This window comes from Pseudomonas sp. S2_F07 (genome assembly GCF_054668325.1).
In genome coordinates this window covers 1,446,578-1,471,237 of the sequence record NZ_CP162758.1, presented here as the reverse complement: position 1 = coordinate 1,471,237, position 24,660 = coordinate 1,446,578, and the positions used below count along the sequence as shown (strand labels likewise).

General features: G+C 61.2%; 30 protein-coding genes and 2 pseudogenes. 17 read left to right on the top strand and 15 right to left on the bottom strand.

Annotated elements, in window-relative coordinates:
* Nucleotides 1-22: 22 nt before the first annotated feature.
* From AB4O40_RS06630 to AB4O40_RS06610, 5 genes are all read left to right on the top strand, one after another.
* Nucleotides 23-640, top strand: coding sequence for a cytochrome b/b6 domain-containing protein (locus AB4O40_RS06630; RefSeq protein WP_223541944.1), 618 nt, complete (start codon nt 23-25; stop codon nt 638-640).
* Entirely contained in the window at nt 637-1,422 is a 786-nt protein-coding gene (locus AB4O40_RS06625) for a molybdopterin-dependent oxidoreductase (protein WP_223541945.1), read from the top strand. The genes AB4O40_RS06630 and AB4O40_RS06625 overlap by 4 nt, the downstream gene beginning before the upstream one ends.
* Nucleotides 1,423-1,474: 52 nt before the next feature.
* Nucleotides 1,475-1,744, top strand: coding sequence for a pentapeptide MXKDX repeat protein (locus tag AB4O40_RS06620; RefSeq protein WP_460055343.1), 270 nt, complete (start codon nt 1,475-1,477; stop codon nt 1,742-1,744).
* A gap of 145 nt (nt 1,745-1,889) precedes the next feature.
* A complete protein-coding gene (locus AB4O40_RS06615; protein WP_056723887.1) occupies nt 1,890-2,297 on the top strand; it encodes a response regulator in 408 nt (135 codons plus the stop codon).
* A gap of 60 nt (nt 2,298-2,357) precedes the next feature.
* Nucleotides 2,358-3,023: an HAD-IA family hydrolase gene (locus AB4O40_RS06610; protein WP_082562936.1), complete on the top strand. Its 666-nt coding sequence runs from the start codon at nt 2,358-2,360 to the stop codon at nt 3,021-3,023.
* Nucleotides 3,024-3,103: 80 nt separating this feature from the next.
* Here the strand turns inward: AB4O40_RS06610 and AB4O40_RS06605 are convergent, their stop codons facing one another.
* Complete coding sequence (locus AB4O40_RS06605) at nt 3,104-3,763, bottom strand: methyltransferase family protein (protein WP_056723888.1); 660 nt, start codon at nt 3,761-3,763, stop codon at nt 3,104-3,106.
* Between the two features lie 224 nt (nt 3,764-3,987).
* Between AB4O40_RS06605 and AB4O40_RS06600 the strand changes: the two genes are divergently transcribed.
* Nucleotides 3,988-4,920 (top strand): pyridoxal-phosphate dependent enzyme, encoded by a 933-nt coding sequence (locus AB4O40_RS06600; protein ID WP_056723890.1) that lies wholly within the window; start codon nt 3,988-3,990, stop codon nt 4,918-4,920.
* 53 nt (nt 4,921-4,973) lie between these two features.
* Here the strand turns inward: AB4O40_RS06600 and AB4O40_RS06595 are convergent, their stop codons facing one another.
* Nucleotides 4,974-5,294, bottom strand: coding sequence for a DUF2388 domain-containing protein (locus AB4O40_RS06595; RefSeq protein ID WP_056724010.1), 321 nt, complete (start codon nt 5,292-5,294; stop codon nt 4,974-4,976).
* Between the two features lie 118 nt (nt 5,295-5,412).
* On the opposite strand from AB4O40_RS06595, the gene AB4O40_RS06590 reads away from it, so the two are divergent.
* Nucleotides 5,413-6,522 carry an NAD(P)/FAD-dependent oxidoreductase gene (locus AB4O40_RS06590; RefSeq protein ID WP_409079436.1) on the top strand — a complete coding sequence of 370 codons (1,110 nt, stop codon included), beginning with the start codon at nt 5,413-5,415 and terminating at the stop codon, nt 6,520-6,522.
* A gap of 72 nt (nt 6,523-6,594) precedes the next feature.
* Nucleotides 6,595-7,191: a DinB family protein gene (locus tag AB4O40_RS06585; RefSeq protein WP_056723894.1), complete on the top strand. Its 597-nt coding sequence runs from the start codon at nt 6,595-6,597 to the stop codon at nt 7,189-7,191.
* Nucleotides 7,192-7,248: 57 nt separating this feature from the next.
* Here the strand turns inward: AB4O40_RS06585 and AB4O40_RS06580 are convergent.
* Nucleotides 7,249-7,344: pseudogene (locus tag AB4O40_RS06580) on the bottom strand (DUF6124 family protein); the annotation flags it as partial.
* Between the two features lie 211 nt (nt 7,345-7,555).
* On the opposite strand from AB4O40_RS06580, the gene AB4O40_RS06575 reads away from it, so the two are divergent.
* Together AB4O40_RS06575 and AB4O40_RS06570 are read left to right on the top strand one after the other, a co-directional pair.
* The gene (locus AB4O40_RS06575; RefSeq protein WP_460055350.1) at nt 7,556-8,353 is read left to right on the top strand and encodes an SDR family NAD(P)-dependent oxidoreductase; all 798 of its coding nucleotides are present in this window, start codon (nt 7,556-7,558) and stop codon (nt 8,351-8,353) included.
* A gap of 29 nt (nt 8,354-8,382) precedes the next feature.
* Nucleotides 8,383-8,580 (top strand): annotated as a pseudogene (locus AB4O40_RS06570) (SRPBCC family protein); the annotation flags it as partial.
* Between the two features lie 43 nt (nt 8,581-8,623).
* Here AB4O40_RS06570 and AB4O40_RS06565 read toward each other — a convergent pair.
* From AB4O40_RS06565 to AB4O40_RS06555, 3 genes are all read right to left on the bottom strand, one after another.
* Nucleotides 8,624-10,027 (bottom strand): sensor histidine kinase, encoded by a 1,404-nt coding sequence (locus tag AB4O40_RS06565; RefSeq protein WP_056723897.1) that lies wholly within the window; start codon nt 10,025-10,027, stop codon nt 8,624-8,626.
* Nucleotides 10,005-10,688, bottom strand: a complete 684-nt coding sequence (locus AB4O40_RS06560; protein WP_046043625.1) for a response regulator transcription factor — start codon at nt 10,686-10,688, stop codon at nt 10,005-10,007. Before AB4O40_RS06560 ends, AB4O40_RS06565 begins: the two co-directional genes overlap by 23 nt.
* Before the next feature lie 256 nt (nt 10,689-10,944).
* On the bottom strand, nt 10,945-11,550 hold the full coding sequence (locus AB4O40_RS06555; RefSeq protein ID WP_409079433.1) for a glutathione S-transferase: 606 nt from the start codon (nt 11,548-11,550) through the stop codon (nt 10,945-10,947).
* 370 nt (nt 11,551-11,920) lie between these two features.
* On the opposite strand from AB4O40_RS06555, the gene AB4O40_RS06550 reads away from it, so the two are divergent.
* From AB4O40_RS06550 to AB4O40_RS06540, 3 genes are all read left to right on the top strand, one after another.
* Complete coding sequence (locus AB4O40_RS06550) at nt 11,921-12,325, top strand: TraR/DksA family transcriptional regulator (protein ID WP_007907888.1); 405 nt, start codon at nt 11,921-11,923, stop codon at nt 12,323-12,325.
* Nucleotides 12,326-12,560: 235 nt separating this feature from the next.
* On the top strand, nt 12,561-14,168 hold the full coding sequence (locus tag AB4O40_RS06545; RefSeq protein ID WP_409079432.1) for a methyl-accepting chemotaxis protein: 1,608 nt from the start codon (nt 12,561-12,563) through the stop codon (nt 14,166-14,168).
* Nucleotides 14,169-14,298: 130 nt separating this feature from the next.
* Nucleotides 14,299-14,502, top strand: a complete 204-nt coding sequence (locus tag AB4O40_RS06540) for a hypothetical protein (protein ID WP_056723901.1) — start codon at nt 14,299-14,301, stop codon at nt 14,500-14,502.
* Between the two features lie 5 nt (nt 14,503-14,507).
* On the opposite strand, the gene AB4O40_RS06535 is transcribed toward AB4O40_RS06540, so the two are convergent.
* The 3 genes from AB4O40_RS06535 to AB4O40_RS06525 form a co-directional block, all read right to left on the bottom strand.
* Entirely contained in the window at nt 14,508-14,744 is a 237-nt protein-coding gene (locus tag AB4O40_RS06535) for a DUF2789 domain-containing protein (RefSeq protein ID WP_056723903.1), read from the bottom strand.
* 129 nt (nt 14,745-14,873) lie between these two features.
* Entirely contained in the window at nt 14,874-15,104 is a 231-nt protein-coding gene (locus AB4O40_RS06530) for a hypothetical protein (RefSeq protein ID WP_056723906.1), read from the bottom strand.
* 161 nt (nt 15,105-15,265) lie between these two features.
* Nucleotides 15,266-15,514, bottom strand: a complete 249-nt coding sequence (locus AB4O40_RS06525) for a hypothetical protein (RefSeq protein WP_223541952.1) — start codon at nt 15,512-15,514, stop codon at nt 15,266-15,268.
* 414 nt (nt 15,515-15,928) lie between these two features.
* Between AB4O40_RS06525 and AB4O40_RS06520 the strand changes: the two genes are divergently transcribed.
* From AB4O40_RS06520 to AB4O40_RS06505, 4 genes are all read left to right on the top strand, one after another.
* On the top strand, nt 15,929-16,399 hold the full coding sequence (locus tag AB4O40_RS06520) for a hypothetical protein (RefSeq protein ID WP_007986246.1): 471 nt from the start codon (nt 15,929-15,931) through the stop codon (nt 16,397-16,399).
* Nucleotides 16,399-16,602 carry a hypothetical protein gene (locus AB4O40_RS06515; RefSeq protein WP_056723908.1) on the top strand — a complete coding sequence of 68 codons (204 nt, stop codon included), beginning with the start codon at nt 16,399-16,401 and terminating at the stop codon, nt 16,600-16,602. Before AB4O40_RS06520 ends, AB4O40_RS06515 begins: the two co-directional genes overlap by 1 nt.
* 118 nt (nt 16,603-16,720) lie before the next feature.
* Nucleotides 16,721-17,734: an ABC transporter substrate-binding protein gene (locus AB4O40_RS06510; RefSeq protein WP_460055359.1), complete on the top strand. Its 1,014-nt coding sequence runs from the start codon at nt 16,721-16,723 to the stop codon at nt 17,732-17,734.
* Between the two features lie 117 nt (nt 17,735-17,851).
* Entirely contained in the window at nt 17,852-18,289 is a 438-nt protein-coding gene (locus AB4O40_RS06505) for a DUF3995 domain-containing protein (protein ID WP_056723913.1), read from the top strand.
* A 133-nt stretch (nt 18,290-18,422) separates the two neighbouring features.
* Here the strand turns inward: AB4O40_RS06505 and AB4O40_RS06500 are convergent, their stop codons facing one another.
* The 6 genes from AB4O40_RS06500 to AB4O40_RS06475 are packed head-to-tail and all read right to left on the bottom strand — an operon-like array spanning nt 18,423 to nt 24,483.
* Complete coding sequence (locus tag AB4O40_RS06500; RefSeq protein ID WP_056723915.1) at nt 18,423-18,785, bottom strand: Na+/H+ antiporter subunit G; 363 nt, start codon at nt 18,783-18,785, stop codon at nt 18,423-18,425.
* A complete protein-coding gene (locus tag AB4O40_RS06495) occupies nt 18,782-19,060 on the bottom strand; it encodes a K+/H+ antiporter subunit F (protein WP_007986253.1) in 279 nt (92 codons plus the stop codon). The genes AB4O40_RS06500 and AB4O40_RS06495 overlap by 4 nt, the downstream gene beginning before the upstream one ends.
* Entirely contained in the window at nt 19,057-19,545 is a 489-nt protein-coding gene (locus AB4O40_RS06490; RefSeq protein WP_409079430.1) for a Na+/H+ antiporter subunit E, read from the bottom strand. Before AB4O40_RS06490 ends, AB4O40_RS06495 begins: the two co-directional genes overlap by 4 nt.
* Entirely contained in the window at nt 19,542-21,224 is a 1,683-nt protein-coding gene (locus AB4O40_RS06485) for a monovalent cation/H+ antiporter subunit D (RefSeq protein WP_223541956.1), read from the bottom strand. The genes AB4O40_RS06490 and AB4O40_RS06485 overlap by 4 nt, the downstream gene beginning before the upstream one ends.
* Nucleotides 21,221-21,565: a Na+/H+ antiporter subunit C gene (locus tag AB4O40_RS06480; RefSeq protein WP_007973781.1), complete on the bottom strand. Its 345-nt coding sequence runs from the start codon at nt 21,563-21,565 to the stop codon at nt 21,221-21,223. The genes AB4O40_RS06485 and AB4O40_RS06480 overlap by 4 nt, the downstream gene beginning before the upstream one ends.
* Nucleotides 21,565-24,483: a monovalent cation/H+ antiporter subunit A gene (locus AB4O40_RS06475; protein WP_056723920.1), complete on the bottom strand. Its 2,919-nt coding sequence runs from the start codon at nt 24,481-24,483 to the stop codon at nt 21,565-21,567. The genes AB4O40_RS06480 and AB4O40_RS06475 overlap by 1 nt, the downstream gene beginning before the upstream one ends.
* Nucleotides 24,484-24,660: the final 177 nt, after the last annotated feature.

The following is a 24,660-nucleotide window of genomic DNA, read 5'->3' as shown; positions in this document are numbered from 1 at the left end:
CAACAACAATCCGGAGCCGGACATGTCGCAGACCACTGCTTCACCCAAGTCCACTCATCCACGCTGGCTACGCCTGACCCATTGGCTCAACGCCCTGGCGGTGCTGGTAATGGTCACCAGCGGCTGGCGCATCTACAACGCCTCGCCGATCTACGACTTCAGCTTTCCCAAGTCGATCACCCTCGGCGGCTGGCTGGGTGGTGCGCTGCAATGGCATTTCGCGGCGATGTGGTTCCTGGCGATCAACGGCTTGATCTACCTGGCATTCAACCTGTTCAGCGGACGCCTGAAGCGGCGTTTCTTCCCGGTCTCGCCCAAAGCTGTGCTGCATGACCTCGGGGCCGCATTACGCGGAAAACTGAGCCATGCCGACCTCTCACATTACAACCAGGTGCAGCGTGTTGCGTACCTGTTCGTGATGGTCGACATCCTCCTGCTGGTGTTCTCCGGGCTGGTGCTGTGGAAGTCGGTGCAGTTCCCGCTGTTGCGTGAGTTGCTGTGGGGATACGAAGGCGCACGCCGTGTGCACTTCTTCGCCATGGCTCTGTTGGTGGCCTTTGTGGCGGTGCATCTGGTGATGGTCGCACTGGTTCCGAAAACGCTGTTGGCCATGATCGTCGGCCGCAAGGAGCAGGTATGAAAAAGCGCATTCAGGTACCCGGACTGGACGAGGCGTCGATCCTCACCGACGCCCGCAAGATCCTCGCCCCGCAGATCGAAGACCACTCGCGCCGCTCGTTCCTGTTGCGCGGCCTGACCCTAGGCGGCGTAGCGATGTTGTCCGGTTGCAATATCACCGACAACGACAGCGTCGAGACCGCGCTTTCAACCATGTCGCGCTTCAACGACCGGGTGCAGGGCTGGCTGTTCAACCCCAACGCGATGGCGCCCACCTATCCCGAATCGATGATCACCCGGCCGTTTCCCTTCAATGCCTTCTACGGCATCGACGAGGCGCCGACGGTGCATGAGGAGGACTATCGCCTGGAAGTCACCGGCCTGGTCGCCGACAAGCGCAGCTGGCGCCTCGAAGAACTGCGGGCCATGGCCCAGACCGAGCAGATCACCCGGCACATTTGTGTCGAAGGCTGGAGCGCGATCGGGCGTTGGGGTGGCGTGCGCTTCAGCGATTTCCTCAAGCGCATCGGCGCCGACACCGACGCCAAATATGTCGGTTTCAAATGCGCCGACGACTACTACACCAGCATCGACATGGCCACCGCGCTGCACGCGCAGACCCTGCTGGCACTGACTTGGGACGGCGCAGTGCTGCCGCGAGAATACGGCTTCCCGATGAAGCTGCGCATGCCCACCAAGCTTGGCTACAAGAACCCCAAACACATTCAGGCGATTTTCGTCAGCAATACCTACAGCGGCGGCTACTGGGAAGACCAGGGCTACAACTGGTTCGGTGGCAGCTGACGGGTGCCTGGCTATTTCACACCCCACAACCCACGCTCCAAGGAGTTTAATCATGAAAAAGTTGACCACTGTTGTTCTGTCCATGTGCCTGGCCGTTGGTGCCGCCTCTGTGTTCGCTGCTGACACCATGAGCAACGACAACATGAGCAAGGATTCGATGTCCAAGGACGCCATGTCCAAGGATGCAATGAAGAAGACCGATTCGATGTCCAGGGACGCAATGTCCAAAGACAGTATGTCCAAGGATGCAATGTCCAAGGACGCGATGAAAAAAGACGCCATGTCCAGGGACGGCATGAGCAAAGACGCCATGTCGCAATAATCAAAGGCAACACAAACCCTGTGGTTTTTCCTATTGTCGATCCGCTGTATCAAAAATGAATTTCCGTCGAGTCCGCTGCTCATACCTTTTAGGTGGCGGATTAGTACCCGCGAAATCATTGAGGCAATCAGGGAGCGGCACGGTCATGAGTCGAGTACCGACGGCGGGTGGGGATCTTCCTGGCGGGTTGATTCTGGTGGTTGAGGACGACCCACTGATCCTGGAGTTTCTCTGCGAGATTCTTCAGGAGGAAGGTTTTGTCGTCGAACCGCAAATCAGTGCGGACGCGGCAGCGATCTATCTGGAGCAGCATGCGCCGCAAGTGCACATGCTGCTGACAGACATCACCATGCCCGGCAGGCTCAACGGCGCGGACCTGGCCAACCAGTTCGGTGATCGGTGGCCGGAGAAGCCGATCATGATCATGTCCGGTTTCGAAACCCCTGAAAGCGCAGGCGTGCGGCACGAGGTCTCTTTCATCAAGAAACCCTGGATGATTGGCGGGTTGCTCGATTGCGTGGGCCAGACCTTCAAGTCCAAACGACTCAACTGACCTGCGCGCAGATGCTACATTGCCGGGCAAATCCGTCCGGCACCTGCGAGGCTCCTTTCCTTGTCCGATCACTCTGTTTTCAACTCGACCTACCGTGCCTTTCTGTTCGACATGGACGGCACCGTCCTGACGTCCATCGCCGCCGCCGAGCGGGTCTGGACCACCTGGGCCGTGCGCCATGGTGTCGATGTCGAGACCTTCCTGCCGACCATTCACGGTGCCCGCGCCATCGACACCATCAGGCGCCTGGGCTTGCCCGGTGTGGATGCCGAGGTCGAAGCCGCCTGGATTACCGAAGCGGAAATCGTCGACGTCGACGGGGTATTGGAAGTGGCAGGCGCGGCGAAATTCTTGCGGTCCTTGCCCCTCAGCCAGTGGGCGATCGTCACTTCCGCCCCTCGGGAACTGGCGTTGCGGCGGTTGGCGGCGGCAGGGATTCCCGAGCCTGCCGTCATGATCACCGCCGAGGATGTGACCGCCGGCAAACCGGACCCCGCCGGTTACCGCCTCGCGGCCCGGCGCCTGGGTGTCGAGCCTGGGCAGTGCCTGGTTTTTGAAGACGCTAGCGTGGGGATTCTGGCGGCCGAGGCGGCGGGGGCGGACTTGATGATTGTCACGGCGACCCATGAGCAGCCGATCGAGACGTTGCATGGGACGTTGGCGGGTTATGACATGGTTGTCGCGAGCGTGGATGCCGGCGGTCTGATTCGTTTGCAGCTTTTGTGAACGAAACATTCCCCTGTGGGAGCGAGCAAGCCCGCTCCCACACTTTTAATGTGTTGCCTGCACTTTTTGTGATCGACGCTTCAGTAAATTTTAGGGATCAACCGCCAGCTGCGGGCGCAATAGGCCTCGTACTCACTGCCGAACTGCGCCCTGAGCAAGGCTTCTTCCGAGTGAATGCGCGCGATCAGCGGGATCAGCGTCAGCGCCACCAATATCAGCCCGACCCCCGAACGAAAGGCCAGCGCCCAACCCATGCCGATGACCATCATCCCCAGATAACTGGGGTTGCGCAGGTTGCGGTAGATCCCCTCGGTGACCAGTCGGTGCCCCGGCTGAATGGCCACCAGCCCACTGAAGCGCTTGCCCAGCACAAACACCGGCCACAACCGCAGCGCGCCGCCGACGATGAACAACAGTGCGCCGAGCCAGCGCACGCCTTCGCCGCCAAAGGTCCAGAAATCGATGCGGTCGGTATAGGCCGGCAGAAAACCGCTCAGCAACCCGATCACGCCGAAGGCCGGGATGACCCAGCGGTTGTCCCGGTCTTCGCGTTCCCCTGAACTCAGGTTGACCTCGGTGAACAGTGATGCGACGGCCATGATCAGGGTGGCCAGGGCAACGACAACCAGTGAGCCGTGGCTGAAAAAGGCTGCGAAACCACCCAGCCCCCAGATCGCCAGGGTGAGGTAGGCGAGGGTGCTGACGACGGCGAAAAACGCCAGTTTGACCGAGATTTTCATGGTGCCTCCACGAATTGGCTTACGTAGGAGCTGCCGTAGGCTGCGATCTTTTGATCGTTCATTGGCCTTCGAGTTTCCATGGGTAAAAGATCGCGGCCTGCACCTGCGCCAGGCCGCTGAGACGGTCGCCCCGAGGCCGCGTGAACTAAACTTGCATGAGAGGACCGTTCACCGCTGGCTCGTTGATCTGTTCGGCGAGCCGGTGGCGTGAAACAGGAGCCTATATGCTTCACATCCGCACGCCTTTGATCCTGCACCCTGGCCTCTCGACCCCGACCCGCCGAATCTGGCTGAAACTGGAAAACCTGCAACCTGGCGGCTCGTTCAAAATACGCGGCATCGGCTTGCTGTGCAGCCGGGCGGCGCAGCAGGGCAAGCGCAAGGTGGTCTGTCCCTCCGGCGGTAACGCGGGACTGGCCACGGCCATGGCCGCTGCATGCCTGGGGCTCAAGGCATGCATCGTGGTGCCGAATACCACCGCGCAAAGCACCCGGGCGCGGATCAGCAATACCGGCGCCGAGGTGATCGTCCACGGCAAGGTCTGGGACGAAGCCAATCAACGGGCCCGGGAACTCGCCCAGGACCCACGCAGTGAATTTGTGCCGGCCTTCGACCACCCGCTGTTGTGGGAAGGGCACAGCACCATGGTCGATGAAATCCTTGAAGACTGCCCGCCAGTGGATGTGCTGGTGACATCGGTGGGCGGTGGTGGCTTGCTGGCGGGGCTGCTCACCGGCCTGATTCGTCATCGGCACACCGATTGCCGCATCGTAGCCTGCGAAACGGAAGGCGCGGCGTCGTTCGCCGCGGCGGTGGCGGCCGGGCACCCGGTCAAACTGGCGAAAATCGACACGGTCGCCACGTCCCTGGGCGCCGCGCAAGTGGCCGCCTGGCCGGTCAGGCACATCGGCGATTTTTCCCATGAGTGCGTGGTGCTCAGCGATGATGAGGCGATCATGGGCGTGGTGCGTTACGCCAATGATTTGCGTCAGCTGGTCGAACCGGCGTGCGGGGTTTCGTTGGCGATTGCCTACCTGGATCACCCGGCGATTGCCGATGCCAATGACGTGGTGATCGTGGTGTGCGGCGGGGTGAGTATCAACGCGCAACTCGTGGCCGGGTGGGCACGTTTGTCCACTGGCACGCACGCCAGGTAGGGCTGGAAACGCTATCCCGGTGTCACAAGCCCCACCGCTGGCGATGACGATCTTCAGTGATCGGTGGCAACGCCCTCCTGGACGAGAATGGCGCGGGCCAGGTCTTCGTCGCTTGCGTTGTTGAGGGCGGGATTGTCCTGACGGATTTTTTTCAACACCGCCTCCAGATAGGCACCACGAATCGCACCGCCACTGGCGACGAAGCTGGAAGCGTCATCCCGGGCGGGAATCATCAGTTTGTGGTCTTTGAACGTTGAGTACAGCGAAGCGGAAACCCCGGCGGAAGTGGCGACGTCACCCGCATCCACTTTGGCTAGAGCCGAGCCGAAGGGTAAACAAAGTACCAGGGAAGAAATGATAAACATCCGGCGCATGACGGTGTCCTCCGACAGCATGAAGCATAAGGGAAGTACCACATAGTTTAGGATGCGTGACGGTCGCCGAGAGTTCCCTGGCATTAGCGAGGAACGGGCTGAGAGGGAGGCAAGGTCGTTGAACGTCGATATTCAAAGCGTGGTAGTCGGGGCCGGCGTGGTCGGGCTGGCGGTGGCCAGGGCGCTGGCCAGGAGCGGGCGGGAAGTGCTGGTGGTAGAGGCCGGAGGGGGTATCGGCACGGGCATCAGTTCGCGTAACTCGGAAGTGATTCACGCCGGCATCTATTACCCGGGCGGCAGCCTCAAGGCGCGGTTGTGCGTGGAGGGCAAGCAGCGTCTCTACGCCTATTGCGATGAGCACGGTGTCGATTACCGGCGCGTGGGCAAGCTGATCGTGGCCACCGACGAGCAGCAGCGCGCGGCTTTGCAGCGTCTGTTGCAGCAGGGGCGTGTCAATGGTGTCGATGACCTGCAATGGCTCGATGGCCCGCAGGCCCGGGAGCTTGAACCGGCGTTGTCCTGCGTCGCGGCGCTGTGGTCGCCGTCGACCGGCATCGTCGACTCCCACGGGCTGATGCTGGCGCTCCAGGGCGATGCCCAGAGGCTCGGCGCCACGCTGGCCTTGCACACGCCGTTGCTGTCGGCCCGTTGCATCGAACGGGGTTTCGAGCTGCACATGGGCGGCAACCAACCCATGACGCTGTGCTGCCGCGAATTGATCAACTGCGCGGGGCTGTCCGCTCCCGAGGTGGCGAGCAGCATCGTCGGGCTGCCTGGGCAATTCATTCCCCGGGCGTATCTGTGCAAGGGCAGTTATTTCAGCTTCAGTGGCCGGGCGCCGTTTCTCCACCTCGTGTATCCGGCCCCGGAGAGCGCCGGACTGGGTGTGCACATGACCCTGGACCTTGGCGGGCAGGCGCGCTTCGGCCCGGATGTCGAATGGGTCGAGCACATCGATTACCGCGTCGAGCCTCACAGGGCCGAGGGCTTCTATCAGGCGATCCGCCGCTATTGGCCGGGTTTGCCGGACAACAGCCTGCAACCGGCCTACAGCGGCATTCGCCCGAAAATCAGCGGGCCGACTGAGCCGGCTGCCGACTTTCTCATCAGCGCTCGCGCCGAACATGGGGTGCCGGGGCTGGTCAATCTGTTCGGCATCGAATCACCGGGGCTGACCAGTTGCCTGGCACTCGCCGAACACGTGGTGAAACGCCTGGACGACCGATGATCAGGGCTGGCACTGCCGGGCGGCCATCGGGTCTATGCTAGGGGGTGCGCTTACCGCCATCGGAGAACTCTGATGATCACCGTACGCACTGCCTGCCTGCTGGCCGATTACAAACGCTGGGCCAATCAGCGCCTCTTTGACAGCCTCGCGGCGCTCCCTCCGGGCGAAGTCAAAAAAGAACGGGTGTCGGTGTTCAAAAACATGATCGGCATCCTTAATCACGTCTACGTGGTCGATTGCATCTGGCAGGCGCACCTCGAAGGCCGGGGACATGGCTTCAAGACCTCGCACGACCTGCTGCATGCCGACCTGTCCGAACTGCGCATGGCGCAAAAAGCCATCGATCGCTGGTACTGCGACTGGAGCGCCCGGCAAACCGATGCCTCCCTGGACAAGCCCCTGGAATTCACCTTTGTCTCGGGTGAAAGCGGCACCATGAGCGCCGGCGCGATGCTGATGCACGTGGTCAACCACGCCAGCTATCACCGTGGCTGGGTGGTGCAGATGTACTTCGAGATTCCGGCCATGCCACCGGTGACCGACATGCCGGTGTACCTGCGCGACTCCGAGCCGGTGTTCCTGCAGGCGATCAATGCCCCGATAGTGGCGCCGCCATGTGCTGTGCAATTTTCCAGTGCGACGAGTGTTTTGCCGGATCGCTATCGTTGAGTTCCGTTGCAGACCATTGACCGCTTTCACAGCACAATGGCGAGGGTGCAGGCCAAGCTACTGAGGCGAATCAAGCTGATCCAGTGCCCGGTTCACCGCCAGTTCATCCAGCATGATTACCTGCACAATGCCCAGCAGGGCATTGCGGCTCGATTCGGTACTGAGTGCGCACAAGTCGGCGGACTCTGGCGTACACGTAAGCAACGGCGCAAGCGACCGTAGCTTTCATGAAGTAGCTCTGACAGCCGTAAAACACCCTTCGAGACGAGTGAACTGCCCCTTGTTCCGAGCGGCGGCTACACTCTTTCCGACCTTTTCGCGCTGTGTCCGAGCGTACTGCCTTACCCTTTGCTGGAGCTTGAACATGAAAATTGATTTGAGCGGAAAACTCGCAATTGTCAGCGGCAGCACTGCCGGCATCGGCCTGGGCATCAGCAAGGCACTGGCCGAGGCTGGCGCCACCGTGGTGGTGGTCGGCCGCGACACGGCCAAGGTCGAGCAGGCAATGGCGAGCATTCGCCAGCGTTTTCCTGCTGCGCAATTGCGTGGGGTGACCGCTGACCTCGGCACCGTTCAGGGCGCCGAAAAACTGTTCGTCGCCGAACCGCGGGCGGACATCCTGGTGAACAACCTCGGGATCTTCAACACCGTGGATTTCTTCGACGCCCCGGACAGTGAGTGGACGCGCTTCTACGAGGTCAACGTGATCTCCGGCGTGCGCCTGTCCCGGCATTACACGCCGGACATGGTCAAGCAGGGCTGGGGGCGGGTGATCTTCCTGTCTTCGGAATCCGGCGTGGCGACCCCGGCGGACATGATCAACTATGGCGTGACCAAAAGCGCCAACCTGGCGGTGTCCCATGGCCTGGCCAAACGCCTGGCCGGCACCGGCGTGACGGTCAATGCGATCCTGCCCGGCCCGACCTTTACCAATGGCCTGGAAGACATGCTCAAGGACGCCACGGCCGAGTCCGGACGCAGCGCCCGGGACGAAGCCGATGCGTTCGTGCGCAAGGCCCGGCCGACATCGATCATCCAGCGCGTGGCGGATGTCGAGGAAGTCGCCAATCTGGTGGCCTACATCGCTTCGCCGTTATCCTCGGCCACCACCGGTGCCGCCTTGCGGGTCGACGGCGGTGTCGTCGACAGCCTGGCCATCTGAGCCCCAAAAACTTTGAGAGAGCCCCCGACCTGGCAACTGCATCATCAACGATCGAGGTCCCGGCATCGGCCGATCAGGTCTGGCAATTGATTGGCGGTTTCAACTCGCTGCCGGACTGGATTCCGTTCATTCCCAAGAGCGAGCTCAGTGAAGGTGGGCGGGTACGCCGGCTGGAAACCGGCGATGGCGCGGTGGTAGTCGAGCGCTTGCCCCTGTGGGAGCGAGCAAGCTCGCTCCCACAGGTACTGTGTCCGCTCAGGCAGATTTTTATCAGGCCTGCGGAATCAGACTCTCCCGACAATCAAGCACCAGCCGCGCGCCACCCAGTTCGCTATTGCCCACCTCCAGGGTAAACCCGTGCAGGCTGACAATCGCCGCGACGATGGACAGCCCCAGCCCGAAGCCGCTTTTGTGATTGCCCGCTTCGGCGCGATAGAAACGCTGGAACACCGCTTCACGTTCCGCCTCGGGAATGCCCGGGCCGGAGTCGAGCACTTCGATTCGTGTGTGCCCGCCGTCATTGACCCCGCGCAGGATCACCGCGCCGCCGGGCGGGGTGAATTTGATCGAGTTACTGAGCAGGTTCGCCACCGCTTCGAACATCAGTGCGCGGTCGCCATGGAGGGGCGGCAATGACGCGGGCAGGTGCAACTGGAACACCAGGTCGTCGTCTTCCGCCAGGGGCAGGTAGAACTCATGCAGTTCTTGCAGCAGCGCCACCGGGTCCACTTGCACGAATCCGGAGCGACGCTGGCGGTCTTCCAGTTCGGAGATCCTCAGCAAGCCACGGAAACGCGCCATCAGCGTATCGGCCTCGGCCAGTACCAGGTCCAGTTGCATGGCCTGCGGCGAGCCTTCGCCGGCTTGCTGTTGCATGCGGTATAGCTGCGCGCGCAGACGGGTCAGGGGCGTGCGCAGGTCATGGGCGATGTTGTCGCACACGCCCTTGACCTCGTTCATCAAGCGCTCGATGCGTTCGAGCATGGCGTTGACGATGGCGGCGAGCATGTCCAGTTCGTCACGCCGATTGGACAGTGGCAAGCGCCGGCTCAGGTCGCCGGCGACAATGGCTTCGGCACTGGCCTGAATCCCGCGAATGCGCCGCAACGGCCGGCGGCGCAGCAAATACCAGCCAACGATGCCCGGCACGATGGTCAGGGTCATACCCCAGAACAAGGCGTGAAGGATGATCCGGGTCACGGCGAACAACGATCCGTTGTCGCGTACCAGCACCAGCCAGCGGCCGTCGAGGGTGCGGGTCGCCACGGCGTCGCAACTGTCGGCGGGCAGCGTCTGTTCGTCGCTGTCGTCGGAGGCATCGCAATCGAGCAGCATGTGGATCTTGCCATCGAGCGGCAAGCCGTCCGGAATGTAGCGCAAGGCGCCGCTGAGGTAGCGGTGTTGAGCATCGAACAGGCCGTAGGCGTCGATGCCGCGGATGTCGAAGGTCATACTCACGGCGAGGGCGTCCACCAGTTGCTCGCCGGAGAAGCGCGAAAACAGGTGCTGGCGTTGCATCAGCGAATGCTTGGCCAGGTTGTCCAGGTAAGCGGAAACCTCGTAGTACATGACCCCCATGAGGATCCCGCTCCAGATCACGAACAGCGAACTGTAGAGCGCCAGCAGACGGCTGCTGGAAGAACGCCAGCCTTTAGACGGGTTCGGCAATGACATAACCCGAGCCTCGCACGGTCCGAATCAGTGGGGCATTGCCAGGCGGGTCGATCTTTTTGCGCAGACGGCCGATGTGGACGTCGATCAGGTTGGTGCCGGGGTCGAAGTGGTAACCCCAGACCTCTTCGAAAATCATCATCCGCGAGAGGATTTGCCCGGTATTGCGCATCAGGAATTCCAGCAGTTTGTATTCGGTGGGCAATAGCGTCAGCAGTTGACCGTCGCGGCTGGCTTCGTGGCTGATCAGGTTCAGCTCCAGATCCGCCACCCGCAGCGTGGTGGCCTGGGCGGTCACGGTGTTCTGCCGACGCAGCAGGACTTCGACCCGGGCGGCCATTTCATCGGTGGCGAAGGGTTTGGTCAGGTAGTCGTCGCCGCCGGCGCGCAGGCCGCGTACGCGCTCATCGACGTCGGACAGTGCGCTGATCATCAGGATCGGCGTGGCCACGCCCATGGTCCGCAGCGTGGTGACAATCGCCAGGCCATCGAGCTCGGGCAACATGCGGTCGAGGGTGATCAGGTCATAGTTGCCGTTGACCGCACGTTCCAGCCCTTCGCGGCCATTGTCGACCCAGTCGACGTCGAGGCCGTGGCTACTCAGTTCAGCGACAATTTCCCGGGCGGTCACGGCGTCGTCTTCGATGGTCAAGATGCGGGTCATAGGGCTGGCCTGATAAGCAGTTCAATACGAAGTTGCGAGCATTTTGCCAAGAATTGCCCGCGACTTAATAAATTAACTTTCATCTAGCCCGCGATAGCGGGCTGACAGGCAATTCATGTGTTGACTGACACGACGCCATCGCGAGCAAGCTCGCTCCCACAACGGATTGTTGTCGAACACAAAGCTCGCGTACGACGAAAATTACTGTGGGAGCGAGCTTGCTCGCGATGACGGCAGAACAGGCAAAGTGAATCCGTCAGTCAATCGGCGTACTGACAAACACCTCAAGCCCCTCGGCATACGTCGTGAATGCGGCGATCCGCGGAAACCGCGCCGCACTCACCTGGTCCGGCACCACCAGGTTGGTGAAGCTCCAGGCCACTGCCAGGGTGATGCCGTCCTGCCCAATCGCACCGTCAGTCTTCAGCGGCTGCTTTTCCAGCTCCCGCTCCAGCGCCGAATAGGCTGCCGTCAGTTGTCCTTCGACCCGCTGCACCCAGGGCTCGAATTGAATATCCTCAGGCCGCAGGTTGCGCTCGTAGTAAAGCTGAACGGATTTTTCGCTGGCGGCCAGGGCCAGGCCGATCAGGCGCAACGCGCGCAGGCGCTGACCCGGTTCGACGGGCATCAGGCTGTTGCCGGCCAGGGTTTCCAGATAGTCGATGATCAGTGTCGAGTCTATCAACACCTCACCGTCATCCAGCACCAGGGTGGGCGCCTTGACCACCGGGTTGATCTGCTGGAATTGTTCGAAGTGGCGGAACACCGAGACCGGTCGGTGTTCCAGCGCGATTCCCAGGCATTTGGCAGAAATGGCGGCGCGCCTGACATAGGGCGAGTCCAGCATACCGATCAGCTTCATGGTCCTTTCCTTTATATGGCCATTTCGGGAGGGACAACCTTAGCTGAGGTTCGCGGCCCTGCAAATGACCGTGAATAATGCCCGGTGCCAGCCGTTTGTCTTCTATATACAGCCGCTCGATTGAATTTCTTGCTATAAACGCACTCCGATTACCGCCTCAAAGCCTGCCTTAGAGCATTTTCAGGGCTTTGTCGGACAAATTCGCAGTCTTTTCGGTTGCTGAGGCCTCAAGTCGGCCGTAGACTGCCGCCCCTCGTAAATTGAGTGCCGGGTGGCGCTTGGAACAAACGGCGCCTTTCCGATGGCCTGCCCAGGTCTGCCGGAACGCTCCCTTATTCGCCTTAATGCACGTTTTTTTATAGAGATATCAATGACAAAGGACAAGTTGCTGGCCATGCCGGCGGATGACTACATGAATGCCGAGCAACATGCTTTTTTCTCCGAGCTGTTGCAGAACATGAAAGTCGAAACCCATGAGCGCATCGAGCAGAACCGCATCGCCATCGAAAGCCTGGACACCCCGGCCGATCCGGCAGACGCGGCCTCGGTCGAAGAAGAACGCACCTGGCTGGTGAATGCGATCGATCGCGACCAGCGCATGCTGCCTCAGTTGGAACAAGCCCTTGAGCGCATCAAGGAAGACAGCTTCGGCTGGTGCGACGACAGCGGCGAGGCGATTGGCCTCAAGCGCCTGCTGATCAGCCCGACCACCAAGTACTGCATCGAAGCTCAGGAACGTCACGAGCAAATCGACAAGCACCAGCGTCAGGCCTGATTCTGCGAGGCAGCCCCTTTGATCCGGGCTGCCTTGAAAAGATCGCAGCCTGCGGCAGCTCCTACGCAATTGAAGTTGGGCGCTGTTGCAGGCTGCGATCTTCGTTTTCTGCCGTCTTCGATTTCCCGGTTCTTCTATTGATCTGCTGCAACGTTCGCGACTAAAGGCTCATGGATAATGGCTTTATGGTGGCGTTTAATGCGAAGACAACAATTAGAAGCTTTACGGGGTGACGATGATGACAAGAGACGGGTCTCTGGTTGCGGCAGTGCCCGCACCCGTGCTGTTGCCGAAAAACCGCTGGCTGACGCCAACGCTGCAAAGCATCGCCCTGATGCTGTTGTTATGTGGCATGACGCTGGGCGGATGGTCGCTCTACCTTGGCCTGCCCCTGGCCATATTGATTGTCTGGCTGCCTCGCCTGCGCGCGCGCGCGACCCCTGAGGCTGCTGCCCCCGCCAACCGCGATGCCATCGGCGAGTTGGCTCGCGATCTTTCCTGCACCACCAGCCATAACGCACTGTCGGCCGCCGGCGTGGCGTTTTCGGTTCGGCAACTGGCGGACAAACTGCAATCGCAGCTCACGGCGGCGGCACAGATCGTCAGCAATGCCGAGGTCATGATCACCACCGAACAGGCCACCTCGACCCTCAGTCGCCAGGCGCTCAGTGCCGCCAGCGAGGCGCATCAAAGCGGAGTGGTCGGGCGTACGGAATTGATCGAGTCCATCGCGCGCATGCATCAGCTCAGCCAGCGCGCCAGCAACAGTCGTGAACTGATCGAAGCCTTGAGCCTGCGCAGCGATGATATCCAGAGGGTGACCCTGGTGATTCAGTCCATCGCCAGCCAGACCAATCTGTTGGCGTTGAACGCCGCGATAGAAGCGGCGCGGGCGGGGGAGCACGGTCGCGGGTTTGCCGTGGTGGCCGACGAGGTACGCGGGCTCGCCGCACGCACGGCGACCGCTACGGGGGAGGTGGGCGAAATGGTGGCCGACATCCAGCATCGCACGGCGCAGGTGGTGGAGCAGATCCGCCAACTGTCCAGCGACCTTGACTCCGGCGTCGAGCAGGTCGAGCGCACGGGCCAGCACCTGGAGAACATTGCCCGACTGGCGGCCAGCGTCGAGTCCCAGGTCGGGGAAATCGCCCAAGGGGCAGACATCAACCGTTTGCAACTCGACAGTCTGTTTCACGCCATCGGACAGATGCGCAGCGATCTGGTGGTCAGCGACCAGCAGACACAGCGCCTGGCCCAGGCGGCGGTGCAAATGGAAGGGCAAGCCGAAACCATCAGCGAGCGTCTTGCCGAAGTGGGGCTGGATGACTATCACCAGCGCATCTATGACCTGGCCCGGGAAGCCGCGAGCCAGATTGCAGCGCGTTTCGAAGCGGATATCGATGCCGGTCGAATCAGCATCGACGATCTGTTCGACCGCAATTACCAGGTCATCCCCAATACCAGCCCGACCAAGTACCAGACACGTTTCGACCGCTACACCGATCAGGTATTGCCAGCGATTCAAGAGCCGTTGTTACCGCGTCATGAAGGATTGGTGTTCGCCATCGCCTGCACCCAACAGGGGTATGTGCCGACCCACAACAAGCTGTTCAGCCAGCCGTTGACGGGAGATGCGCAGGTCGATGCCTTGCAGAACCGGACCAAACGCAAGTTCGCTGACCGCACCGGGATCCGCTGTGGCAGCCATCAGAAGGCCGTGCTACTGCAAACCTATACCCGTGATACCGGCGAGTTGATGCACGATCTTTCGGTACCGATCATGCTCAAGGGCCGGCATTGGGGTGGTTTACGCCTGGGCTACAAGCCGGAAAAGCCGCGCTAAAAAACAAGGCTGCCGGGCGACTGTTACGAATTCTGCAATTAACCTGTGCAGGGTGTTGCTGTTTCCTCGCCGGAAAACTAATTAACATGCCTACTAATTAGGTTGCTAATTAAGTTCGGAGGGGGGCAGCATGCAAGGCAAAGTTGATGTCGCGGTCATGATCGGCAGCGGGGTACCTGCCAACCTTCGCTCCATGGGACGCAAGGTTTGCTGGGTCGTGTTACTCAATGGCGAGCGCCGGGGCACGGCGTACTCCAGTCGCGACGAAGCGGAGGAGTGCAGGGCCGCCTGGCTGGCACAATTGAACGCCGAAAGTCCTGGCAGCCTGCATTGAGGTTGTCAGTGGGTCTGGTGCATGCGCAGGTTCAGGTCGTCGACCACCCGCGCCCAGTCTGCGTCTTCGCGAAGTTGTTCCTTGAGGAAGCCGGCCTGTTGCGGTGACCAGAAGTCGGCGTCGATGAGTTTCTTGTCGTCAGGCAGGAAATGGCCGGCAATGAAGTCGTCGATCGCTTTCTGGCTGGAGTCCAGGCCAAGCTGGTCGAACAGGCCTTTCAAGTCATGGGTCGGTGATTCCATCTTCATCTCCTTGCAGGTCATCAGTCGGGTCGAGGGACGAGGCGCACCCAGGATTCGAGGGCGCCGCAGCGGTGGAGTTCGATCACGATGTTCAAGTGCAACCATGAGCATAGACCGCCAACCCGATCATCAGGCTTTCAATGCGCCCGCATCGACCGCGGCCTTGAGTTCCCGGGCCGATTCCTGGGCCGCCATGGCGGCGACATCCGGGGTTTTGAACCAGCGATCCTTTTCGACCTGGTGATAGGTCACGGTCTTGAGCGGTGGTTTGGCGCGCATGACAATCACGGCCTGGAATTCACCCTCGACTTCTCTGGCTTCACCCCGGATGAAAAACTCGCCGATATCAAATTCCGTCACGTTGCAGACTTCCCTTGGAAAAACATTGTTGTTGTCAACGCAACCCGATTTTCTGCGGATCCGTTTTATTGGGCGGGCAGTATGGCAGCAGTTGCCCGTCGACGGCTGAGATAAGTCGGCGGGCAGACGAAACGTCGATAGAGGCGAGCGCGGTGGGCCTGTCAACCGTGTGATTCGAGGAGCCGGGCGAGGGCACAGGCTTCGTTATGATTGGCTCGGAAACCTCTTACACTGCCTGTAGAAATATCCTTGATGTGAAAGAAGGCAATGCCCGCCATAACCACTTGAAATCGTGGGCGGGCCGAGGCATCGGGAGCTGGTTCATGTAGGGCGAGCCTTGTCGGGTGCGGGGCCGGTGCTGTTTCCGAATCAGGCACCAAGGGATAGGCAAAGTGTGTCAGCGTGCACATATGAAGTCCTTTTCATTGTTTTACCGACGTATGTACGTCGTTTTGGCTAGTCTCCAAGAGCATCGCTGCTCTAGAATCACCCCTACTGGTGGGTGAATGATGTTTATCTAAAGCAATTTTTTGCGGACGATATGTAGGAAAAGTTTTTTTCTTGATGAGATTTTTCCCCGAAGTTGATAGTCCATAATTTTCCGGCAGCAGGAAGGGCGTTTTCCTTCAGTCTGTGGCGAACACCAGTCAGGACGACGCGAGTGACGTTCCAGTAGTCTTCTCAAGCTTCGTGATGAATGAGTGCACTGCTCATTCAGGACTCTCAACCCGGGTTCTTTGGCTACACCTTCGGCATTGCCGCTTTTTTGGCTGTGCGTTCATTTTTCGCGCACGGCACCATTATTCAGATGTGGGGATGTTTCCTTGGCAGTAAGTAATCTCGATATGCATGCCTTGTTTGTGCTGGGTGATTTGCGCGCAAAGCTGGTCAAGCAGTTTCAGTCTCGTTTCGTTTACATCACCGAACAGAACGCCGAAGGCATCTACATTGCCGAAATCGACACCGAATCAGCCCTGGTGGTGGACGACAAGCCCGGACTCAAGCTCAAGGTCGGCGACCATTTCAGCGCGTCCGTGCTGCCCAGTCGCGAAGGCGGCAAGCTGGACATCAAGTTCCGCGACATCAAGCTGACGGTTTACGGAATAGGCGACTACGCCTTCGTGACGACGGCCGACGGTCAGGGAATCGTGTTCAAGGAAGGTCACAGCGTGGTGATGGTGTTCGCCGCCCATCAACAGTTGCAGGAAGGCCTGACCAAGACCCTCAAGGCCGTGACGGCCAAAGCGGCCAAGTGGCGCAAAGGCGAGCTGGTGACCTTCAAGGCCAGCGAGTGATGACCCTGACCCGCGCCGATTTCCACGAGCAGAACCTGGCCAGCGCTCAAGACGAAGCGCGGCGGCTGTTCGGGCAGAAGACCATTCTGCAAGGAGCCTGGCTGAACTGGGTGGCGTCACAGCTTTACCAACTGCAACCGGCGCCATACGCCAGCATGGTCAGACGAGAACTGATGCGTTTGCAGGACACTGGCGAAAACTGATCCACGCACCTCGAAAGCAGGAACCTCTACTACAGTCATTGGACTGAGTATTCAGAGGCTTCGCGGTCTACTGCCAGGCCATCCTGCTATTGCTGTGAACAGCACGAGGTGCAAAAGCATGAACGGATTTCGACAGTTGCTGGCTGCGGTCCTGGCCACTTTCGGTTTGCTGGCGACACCCGTCCCGGTGTCTGCCGCCCAGACGCCGATCCACTTCGCCGACCTGAACTGGGAAAGCGGCAGCCTGATTACCGATGTCCTGCGCATCATTGTCGAGAAGGGCTACGGGCTGCCGACCGACACCTTGCCGGGCACCACCATCACCCTGGAAACCGCGCTGGCCAACAATGACATCCAGGTCATTGGCGAGGAGTGGGCCGGTCGCAGCCCGGTGTGGGTCAAGGCGGAAGCCGAAGGCAAGGTCGTCAGCCTCGGCGACACGGTCAAGGGCGCTACCGAAGGCTGGTGGGTGCCGGAGTATGTGATCAAGGGCGACCCGGCCAAGGGCATCAAGCCGCTGGCACCGGACCTGCGCAGCGTCAGTGACCTGCCAAAATACAAAGACGTGTTCAAGGACCCGGAAGCGCCGACCAAGGGACGATTCCTCAACAGTCCCATCGGCTGGACCTCGGAAGTGGTCAACAAACAGAAGCTCAAGGCCTACGGGCTGGACGACAGCTACGTGAACTTCCGCAGCGGTTCGGGGGCGGCTCTGGATGCCGAGATCAGTTCGTCAATTCATCGTGGCAAGCCGGTGCTGTTTTACTACTGGTCGCCCACGCCGTTGCTCGGCCGCTTCAAGCTGATTCAACTCGAAGAGCCGCCGTTCGACGCCGAAGCCTGGAAGACCCTGACCGACGCCGACAACCCCAATCCACGGCCGACTCGTTCTTTGGCCTCCAAGCTGTCGATCGGTGTGTCCACCCCCTTCCAGAAGCAATATCCGCAGATTGCCGAGTTCTTTGCCAAAGTCGACTTTCCGATCGATCCCTTGAACAAAGCACTGGCCGAGATGAGCGAGAAACATACGCCACCGCGTCAGGCAGCGCAGGCGTTCATGAAGGCTCATCCGGACGTCTGGCGGGCCTGGCTGCCCAAGGACGTGGCGGATAACGTCTCCGCCACCCTGTAGGAGCTGGCGCAGGCTGCGATGTTTTGATCTTGTCTAAAAAAAGCAAAATCAAAACATCGCAGCTGGCGGCAGCTCCTACAATGTTCTGTTCATATCCCTTTCAAGGATCTCTGAACCATGACCCTGTTGTTGGCTCAGTCGCTGGTGACGATCTTCGCCGTGATCAGTCTGGTGCATGTGTATTGGGCGTTGGGTGGCGAGTGGGCGGCGGTGGCGGCGGTCCCGCAAGTACCGCTGGAGGGCACTGCGCAACTGAGGCCAGCGTTCAAGCCGCGAGGCTGGATCACCCTCGTGGTGGCCGGGTTGTTGCTGTTGATTGCCGTGCTGGTGTGCTTGCGGGTGGGTTGGTGCCTGCCACCCTTGCATCACTGGTCGTTGCAGTGGGTGATCAGCGCGATCGCGATTTTGCTGTTTGCCCGGGCCATTGGCGATTCGGAACTGGTGGGTTTTTTCAAAGAGGTCAAAGGATCGAGGTTCGCCCGGCTCGACACCTGGGTTTACTCGCCATTGTGTGTGGTGCTGGGGGCGGGGTTGTTGGCGGTGGCCTGGATTTGAGACAGACCGGTCTTGCTGTGTTGGCTGGTCTATAGCCTTCGCGAGCAAGCCCGCTCCCACAGGGATTGCGCTGAACCCTGTGGGAGCGGGCTTGCCCGCGAAGAGGCCGGTCCAGTCAATACAAAATTTTGGTTTAACTACCGCTCTCACTCCGCCGGCTGCTCACTTCGGCCGGTACATCATCCCCGGCCATGCGTTTGCGAAACAGCGCCGCCCGGGCCAGCAGCAAGGTCGTCACCGGCACGGTAATCGCCAGCAGGATCGGAATCAGCCAGGCGTGCAATACCGGCGCGGACTTGAGTGCCGAAAAATAGATGATCGAAGCCAGCGCCACGCACCAGGTCCCGAGCGTCGAGGCCAGGGCGGGTGGGTGCATGCGCTGGAAGTAGTCTTTCATGCGCAGCAGGCCCGTGGCGCCGATCAAAGTAAACAGGCTGCCGAGTACCAGCAGGATCGCCACCGGGATCTCCACCCACAACGACAATGGCATATTCATTCGATCACCTCGCCACGCAGCAGGAATTTCGCCAGGGCGAACGAGCCGACGAAACCGAACAGGGCGATCAGCAACGCCGCCTCGAAGTAGGTGTCACTGGCATAGCGAATGCCCAGCGCGAGCATCATCAGCATCGCGACGATGTACAGGTAGTCCAGCGCCAGGACCCGATCCTGGGCCGACGGCCCCTTGAACAGGCGGATCAGGGTCAGGATCATCGCCAGGGAAAAGAAGAACAGGCTCAACAGGATCGCGTTCGACAGCAAGGGGCTCATTCGAAGATCTCCATCAACGGACGTTCGTAGGTCGTCTTGAAGTGCTGGATGAACAGCACCTCGTCGTCCAGGTCGAAGACGTGCAACAGCAGAATGCTGCGGTCCAGCGCCAGTTCCGACCAGACCGTACCGGGTACCACCGTAGTGATCATCGACAGCGCGGCCAGGCCGTTGGCGTTACGCAAGTCCAGCGGCACCTTGATGAATTGCGAGCGGGGCGGGCGGCGACTGGCATTGAGCACGCTCCAGGCCACGGCGAGGTTGGACACCAGCACATCGCGCCCGACCAGCAGGATCAACCGCAGGATTACCATGGGACGACGGATGCGCACCGGCAGCGGACGCAGCCTGCGCATCATCAGTGGCGCACAGAAGCCCAGCGCGGCACCCAGCAGCAGGTTGCCGGGGCTGATCGACAGGTTCAGCAACAGCCACAGCAGCCACAGGGCCAGCGACAGCAAGGGTGCCGGAAACAGGCGCTTCATGGCTGTACCTCCTGCGGGGCCACGGCCGACGGGCTCGGTACAACGCGTGTGTCGAGCACCGCCATCACGTATTGCTGCGGGTTGTACAAGGCATCGGCGGCGGCCTGGGTGTAACGCAGCAGCGGATCGGCTTTGAAGGTCAGTGCAATGCTCAAGCCCAGCAGGGCGAAGATCGGCACGCATTCCAGGCGTCGCAGCAGGGGCGATGGTCGTTCCGCTGGCGTCCAGAAACGCTGGATGCCCAGGCGCGAGAATGCGATCAGCGACGCCAGCCCCGACACAATCAACAACACCAACAGGCCCCAGGCGCCCTTGGAAACCGGTACGTCGCCGCTGTTACCCAGGCCCAGGGGATTGAGCAGGGCGCCGATCAACCCGAGTTTGCCGATAAAGCCCGAGAGCGGCGGCATGCCGATGATCAGCAAGGCGCAGGCGATGAAGCTCAGGCCGAGAAACGCCATGGTCCAGGGAATCACCTGGCCGACCACGGCTTTCTGGTCGTCGTCGAGGTTGGTGCCTTTGGGCGGGTGCAGGGATTCCAGGGGACGGGGCAGCAGTTCGGCTTCATCTTCGAGCAGGATTTCGTTGGCCGAGCGTGAGCGCTCGATCAGTTCGGCCAGCAGGAACAGGGCGCTCAACGCCAGGGTGGAACTGAACAGGTAGAACAGCGCCGCGCCAACCAGGTTCGGCTGGGCGAAACCGATGGTCGACAACAGAATGCCCGCCGACACCAGGATGCTCAGGCTGGCCATGCGCTCCAGTCGCTGCGCGGCGAGGATCGCAATGGCGGCGCAGACGATGGTCGCCATGCCGCCGTAGATCAGCCAGTCGCCGCCAAAGAACGCCGAGGCCCCGGCCTGGGCGGAAAACAGCAGCGTCCACAGGCGCAGCAAGGTGTACACGCCGACCTTGGTCATGATCGCGAACATCGCCGCCACCGGCGCGCTGGCCGAGGAATAGGCCGGCACCAGCCAGAAGTTCAGCGGCCACATGCCGGCCTTGGCCAGGAACGCGATGGCCAGGATCCCCGCGCCCGCGTGAAGCAAGCCGCGATCAGCTTCGGACACCAGCGGGATTTTTACCGCCAGGTCAGCCATGTTCAGGGTGCCGGTGACCCCATAGATCAGCGCCGCGCCAATCAGGAACAGCGACGAGGCCAGCAGGTTGATCGAGATGTAATGTAACCCCGACGACACCCGCGCCCGGCCCGAACCGTGGAGCATCAACCCATAGGACGCGGCCAGCAGCACCTCGAAGAACACGAACAGGTTGAACAGGTCAGCAGTGAGGAACGCGCCGTAAAGGCCCATCAACTGGATCTGGAACAGCGCGTGAAAACTCGAACCTGCGCTGTCCCAGCGTGCCATGGCGAACAGCAGGGCACTGACACCGATGATGCCGGTCAGCACCAGCATCAGCGCCGACAGGCGATCGACCACCAGCACCAGGCCGAACGGCACTTGCCAGTTGCTCGGCAGGTACACACCGATGGAGCCGGGCACGCCGGTGGTCTGCGTCCATTGCAGCAACGCCACGGCAATGCCCAGGCCGAGCAGGCTGGAGAACAGATTGATCTTCGCCTTGAGCGGCCGGTGCTTCTCGCCGAGCATCAGCATGATCGCGGCGGTCAGCAGTGGCAGCAGGATGGGCGCGACGATCAGGTGAGTCATCGCCATCATTCCCTGGGCTCCCGGCCATCCACATGGTCGGTGCCGGTCAGGCCCCGGGAGGCCAGCAGCACCACCAGGAACAGCGCGGTCATGGCGAAGCTGATGACGATCGCCGTCAGCACCAGCGCCTGCGGCAACGGGTCGGTGTAGTGCAACAGGTCCTGCGGCACGCCGTCCTTGATGATCGGCTCCTTGCCGATGAACAGGCTGCCCATGCTGAAGATGAACAGATTGACGCCGTAGGACAGCAGGCACAGGCCCATGACCACCTGGAACGTCCGTGGGCGCAGGATCAGCCAGACGCCGGACGCGGCCAGTACGCCGATGGCGATTGCGATGACTTCTTCCATCAGACGGCTCCTTTGGCGGCAACGGATCTGGGCTGGGCGGCGGTTTTGTGGCCGCGCACCGATTGGTGGGCGAGGGCGGTGAGGATCAACAGGGTCGAGCCGACCACCACGCCGTACACACCGATGTCGAAGAACAGCGCGCTGGCCAGGTGAATGTCACCCAGCAGCGGCAATGAGAAATGCCAGGTATGAGTGGTCAGGAACGGATAGCCGACGACCATCGCGCCCAGGCCCGTGGCCGTGGCAATCATCAGTCCGGTGCCCATCCAGCGCAGTGGCCGCAGGCTCATTTGCGCCTCGACCCACTGCGTGCCGGCGACCATGTATTGCAGGATGAACGCCACCGACATCACCAGCCCGGCGACAAAGCCACCGCCCGGTTGATTGTGCCCACGCATGAACAGGTAGAACGACACCACCAGCGCCACCGGCAACAGCAGGCGCACCAGCACCGCCGGCACCATCATGAAGCCGAGCGCGGTGTCGCTGGCGTGACGCGGGTTGACCAGGTCGGTGACCACATCCGGCGCGAGCAAGCGCTGCTGGGCCGGCAGTTGCAGGCTTTCTTTCGGCGGACGGAAACGGCGTAGCAGTGCATACACGGTCAGGGCCACGGCCACCAGTACGGTGATTTCACCGAGGGTGTCGAAACCACGGAAGTCCACAAGCATCACGTTGACCACGTTGCTGCCGCCGCCTTCAGGCAAGGCGCGACTGAGGTAGAAAGAGGAAATGTCGTTGGGGGTCTGGCGGGTCAGCATGGCGTAGGCCAGCAATGCCATGCCGATACCGACCGAGGTCGACAGCAGCAAGTCGCGGATACGCCGTACCCGCGCCCGACGCAGGCTGCCCGGCAACGGCGAGACCTCCTCGATCCGTCGTGGCAGCCAGCGCAGGCCCAGCAGGATCAGCACCGTGGTCACCACTTCGACCGCCAGTTGGGTCAGGGCCAGGTCCGGCGCGGAAAACCAGACGAAGGTGACGCAAGTCATCAGGCCGCAGACGCTGACCATGGTCAGGGCGGCGAGACGGTGATACTTGGCCTGATAAGCCGCACCAAGGGCGCAGGCGATGGCCAGCAACCACAAGGTAACGAACACGATCGACCCGGGGATTTTCGGCCGGTCACCCCAGTGAAGGCTGCTGTGGAGCATGGGAATCAACCCGGCCAGCACGGCGGCGAGCACCACCAGGAACAACTGCATTTGCAGGCGCCGGGTGCCAATTCGCGGTTCCAGGCGACGGGCCAGGCGCATGATGGCGACCAGCGCGTATTCGAACAGGTGCTTGCCGTCCAGGCGACCGATGACGGGCGGCCGACCGAAGCGCCCGCGCTTGAATTGATTGCGCAGCAGCAGGTAAAGCACGGAGCCGCAGGACAAGGCGATCAGGCTCATGATCATCGGCGCGTTCAGGCCGTGCCAGATGGCCAGGCTGTACTCGGGCAGCGTGCCGCCAACCACCGGTTGCGCCGCCGCCGCGAGCAGCGGGCCGACTATCTGGGCCGGGAAGATCCCCACCAGCAGGCAAGTGAATACCAGCAACTCGACCGGTGCGCGCATCCAGCGCGGTGGCTCGTGAGGCGTGTGGGGCAGGTCGGTCGCGGGCGGACCGAAGAACACATCCACGGTGAAACGCAGGGAGTAGGCCACGCTGAAGGTGCCGGCAATGGTTGCCACGATCGGCAGGCTCAGTTCGACCCAGCGCGTGGCATTGATGAACACGGTTTCGGCGAAGAACATCTCTTTGGAAAGGAAGCCGTTGAGCAACGGTACACCGGCCATCGAGGCGCTGGCGACCATGGCCAGGGTGGCGGTAAACGGCATCAGCTTGTACAGGCCGCTGAGTTTGCGGATATCGCGGGTGCCGCTTTCGTGGTCGATGATGCCGGCAGCCATGAACAGCGAGGCCTTGAACGTCGCATGGTTGAGGATGTGGAACACCGCGGCGACGGCGGCCAGCGGGCTGTTCAAGCCCAGCAACAGGGTGATCAGGCCCAGATGGCTGATGGTCGAGTAGGCCAGCAGTCCCTTGAGGTCGTTCTGGAACATCGCGCAGTACGCCCCGAGCAACAGGGTGCAGGCACCGGCGCCGCTGACGATGTAGAACCATTCTTCACTGCCCGATAGCGAAGGCCATAGCCGTGCAAGCAGAAAGACCCCGGCCTTGACCATGGTCGCCGAGTGCAAATACGCCGACACGGGCGTCGGCGCGGCCATGGCGTGGGGCAGCCAGAAGTGAAAGGGAAATTGCGCACTTTTGGTCAGGGCGCCGATCAGGATCAGGGGCAACAGGATCGGGTAGAGGGCATGGGCGCGAATAAGGTCGCCGGCGGCCAGGACCTTGTCCAGGTCATAGCTGCCGACCACATGGCCAAGCAGCATGACCCCCGCCAGCAGGCACAAACCGCCCGCACCGGTCACCATCAACGCCATGTAGGCGCCGCGCCGGGCATCGGCGCGATGGTGCCAGTAGCCGATCAACAGGAACGAGAAGAGGCTGGTCAGCTCCCAGAAAAACACGATCTGGATCAGGTTGCCGGAAATCACCAGGCCAAGCATGGCGCCCATGAAGGCCAGGAAAAACGCGAAGAATCGCGGCACCGGATCGTTCGGCGACATGTAGTAGCGGGCGTACAGCGAAACCAGGGTGCCGATGCCCAGCACCAGCATGGAGAACAGCCAGGCGAAACCGTCCATGCGCAGGACGAAGTCCAGGCCCAGGCTGGGCAGCCATGAAAACTCTTCGCGAATGACGCCGCCATCGGCGATCTGCGGGTACAGGAAGGCGACCTGAACGGTGCCGATCAGGGCGATCAGGCCAGCCAGCAGGGATTCGGCGTTACGGGCATTGTGCGGCAGCACGGCCGCCAAACAGCTGCCTATGAAAGGCAGAAGCAGTAGAACTATCAGGGACATAGGCTTCTAATCTGCGGAAGTTTGTGAAGCATCATACGTGCCAGCTCCCGGATCACCAAACGCCAAGCTGTCGCAGAATCCTACACGGTAGACGGAAATGCCCTGTTTAACATTGTTTCATTGGGAGGCAAAAAAGATCGCAGCCTGCGGCAGCTCCTACAAAGTACGCATTTCAAT

Excerpts from the sequence above, each read along its gene's own strand:
- AB4O40_RS06480 (WP_007973781.1), bottom strand. The coding sequence starts at position 21,565 with ATGGAAGAAGTCATCGCAATCGCCATCGGCGTACTGGCCGCGTCCGGC.
- AB4O40_RS06605 (WP_056723888.1), bottom strand. The coding sequence starts at position 3,763 with ATGAAAATCTCGGTCAAACTGGCGTTTTTCGCCGTCGTCAGCACCCTC.
- AB4O40_RS06550 (WP_007907888.1), top strand. The coding sequence starts at position 11,921 with ATGACAAAGGACAAGTTGCTGGCCATGCCGGCGGATGACTACATGAAT.
- AB4O40_RS06510 (WP_460055359.1), top strand. The coding sequence starts at position 16,721 with ATGAACGGATTTCGACAGTTGCTGGCTGCGGTCCTGGCCACTTTCGGT.
- AB4O40_RS06485 (WP_223541956.1), bottom strand. The coding sequence starts at position 21,224 with ATGATGGCGATGACTCACCTGATCGTCGCGCCCATCCTGCTGCCACTG.
- AB4O40_RS06515 (WP_056723908.1), top strand. The coding sequence starts at position 16,399 with ATGACCCTGACCCGCGCCGATTTCCACGAGCAGAACCTGGCCAGCGCT.
- AB4O40_RS06545 (WP_409079432.1), top strand. The coding sequence starts at position 12,561 with ATGATGACAAGAGACGGGTCTCTGGTTGCGGCAGTGCCCGCACCCGTG.
- AB4O40_RS06575 (WP_460055350.1), top strand. The coding sequence starts at position 7,556 with ATGAAAATTGATTTGAGCGGAAAACTCGCAATTGTCAGCGGCAGCACT.
- AB4O40_RS06600 (WP_056723890.1), top strand. The coding sequence starts at position 3,988 with ATGCTTCACATCCGCACGCCTTTGATCCTGCACCCTGGCCTCTCGACC.
- AB4O40_RS06535 (WP_056723903.1), bottom strand. The coding sequence starts at position 14,744 with ATGGAATCACCGACCCATGACTTGAAAGGCCTGTTCGACCAGCTTGGC.
- AB4O40_RS06490 (WP_409079430.1), bottom strand. The coding sequence starts at position 19,545 with ATGAAGCGCCTGTTTCCGGCACCCTTGCTGTCGCTGGCCCTGTGGCTG.
- AB4O40_RS06540 (WP_056723901.1), top strand. The coding sequence starts at position 14,299 with ATGCAAGGCAAAGTTGATGTCGCGGTCATGATCGGCAGCGGGGTACCT.
- AB4O40_RS06630 (WP_223541944.1), top strand. The coding sequence starts at position 23 with ATGTCGCAGACCACTGCTTCACCCAAGTCCACTCATCCACGCTGGCTA.
- AB4O40_RS06525 (WP_223541952.1), bottom strand. The coding sequence starts at position 15,514 with ATGTGCACGCTGACACACTTTGCCTATCCCTTGGTGCCTGATTCGGAA.
- AB4O40_RS06475 (WP_056723920.1), bottom strand. The coding sequence starts at position 24,483 with ATGTCCCTGATAGTTCTACTGCTTCTGCCTTTCATAGGCAGCTGTTTG.
- AB4O40_RS06505 (WP_056723913.1), top strand. The coding sequence starts at position 17,852 with ATGACCCTGTTGTTGGCTCAGTCGCTGGTGACGATCTTCGCCGTGATC.
- AB4O40_RS06500 (WP_056723915.1), bottom strand. The coding sequence starts at position 18,785 with ATGAATATGCCATTGTCGTTGTGGGTGGAGATCCCGGTGGCGATCCTG.
- AB4O40_RS06560 (WP_046043625.1), bottom strand. The coding sequence starts at position 10,688 with ATGACCCGCATCTTGACCATCGAAGACGACGCCGTGACCGCCCGGGAA.
- AB4O40_RS06495 (WP_007986253.1), bottom strand. The coding sequence starts at position 19,060 with ATGAGCCCCTTGCTGTCGAACGCGATCCTGTTGAGCCTGTTCTTCTTT.
- AB4O40_RS06595 (WP_056724010.1), bottom strand. The coding sequence starts at position 5,294 with ATGCGCCGGATGTTTATCATTTCTTCCCTGGTACTTTGTTTACCCTTC.
- AB4O40_RS06565 (WP_056723897.1), bottom strand. The coding sequence starts at position 10,027 with ATGTCATTGCCGAACCCGTCTAAAGGCTGGCGTTCTTCCAGCAGCCGT.
- AB4O40_RS06615 (WP_056723887.1), top strand. The coding sequence starts at position 1,890 with ATGAGTCGAGTACCGACGGCGGGTGGGGATCTTCCTGGCGGGTTGATT.
- AB4O40_RS06620 (WP_460055343.1), top strand. The coding sequence starts at position 1,475 with ATGAAAAAGTTGACCACTGTTGTTCTGTCCATGTGCCTGGCCGTTGGT.
- AB4O40_RS06625 (WP_223541945.1), top strand. The coding sequence starts at position 637 with ATGAAAAAGCGCATTCAGGTACCCGGACTGGACGAGGCGTCGATCCTC.
- AB4O40_RS06555 (WP_409079433.1), bottom strand. The coding sequence starts at position 11,550 with ATGAAGCTGATCGGTATGCTGGACTCGCCCTATGTCAGGCGCGCCGCC.
- AB4O40_RS06585 (WP_056723894.1), top strand. The coding sequence starts at position 6,595 with ATGATCACCGTACGCACTGCCTGCCTGCTGGCCGATTACAAACGCTGG.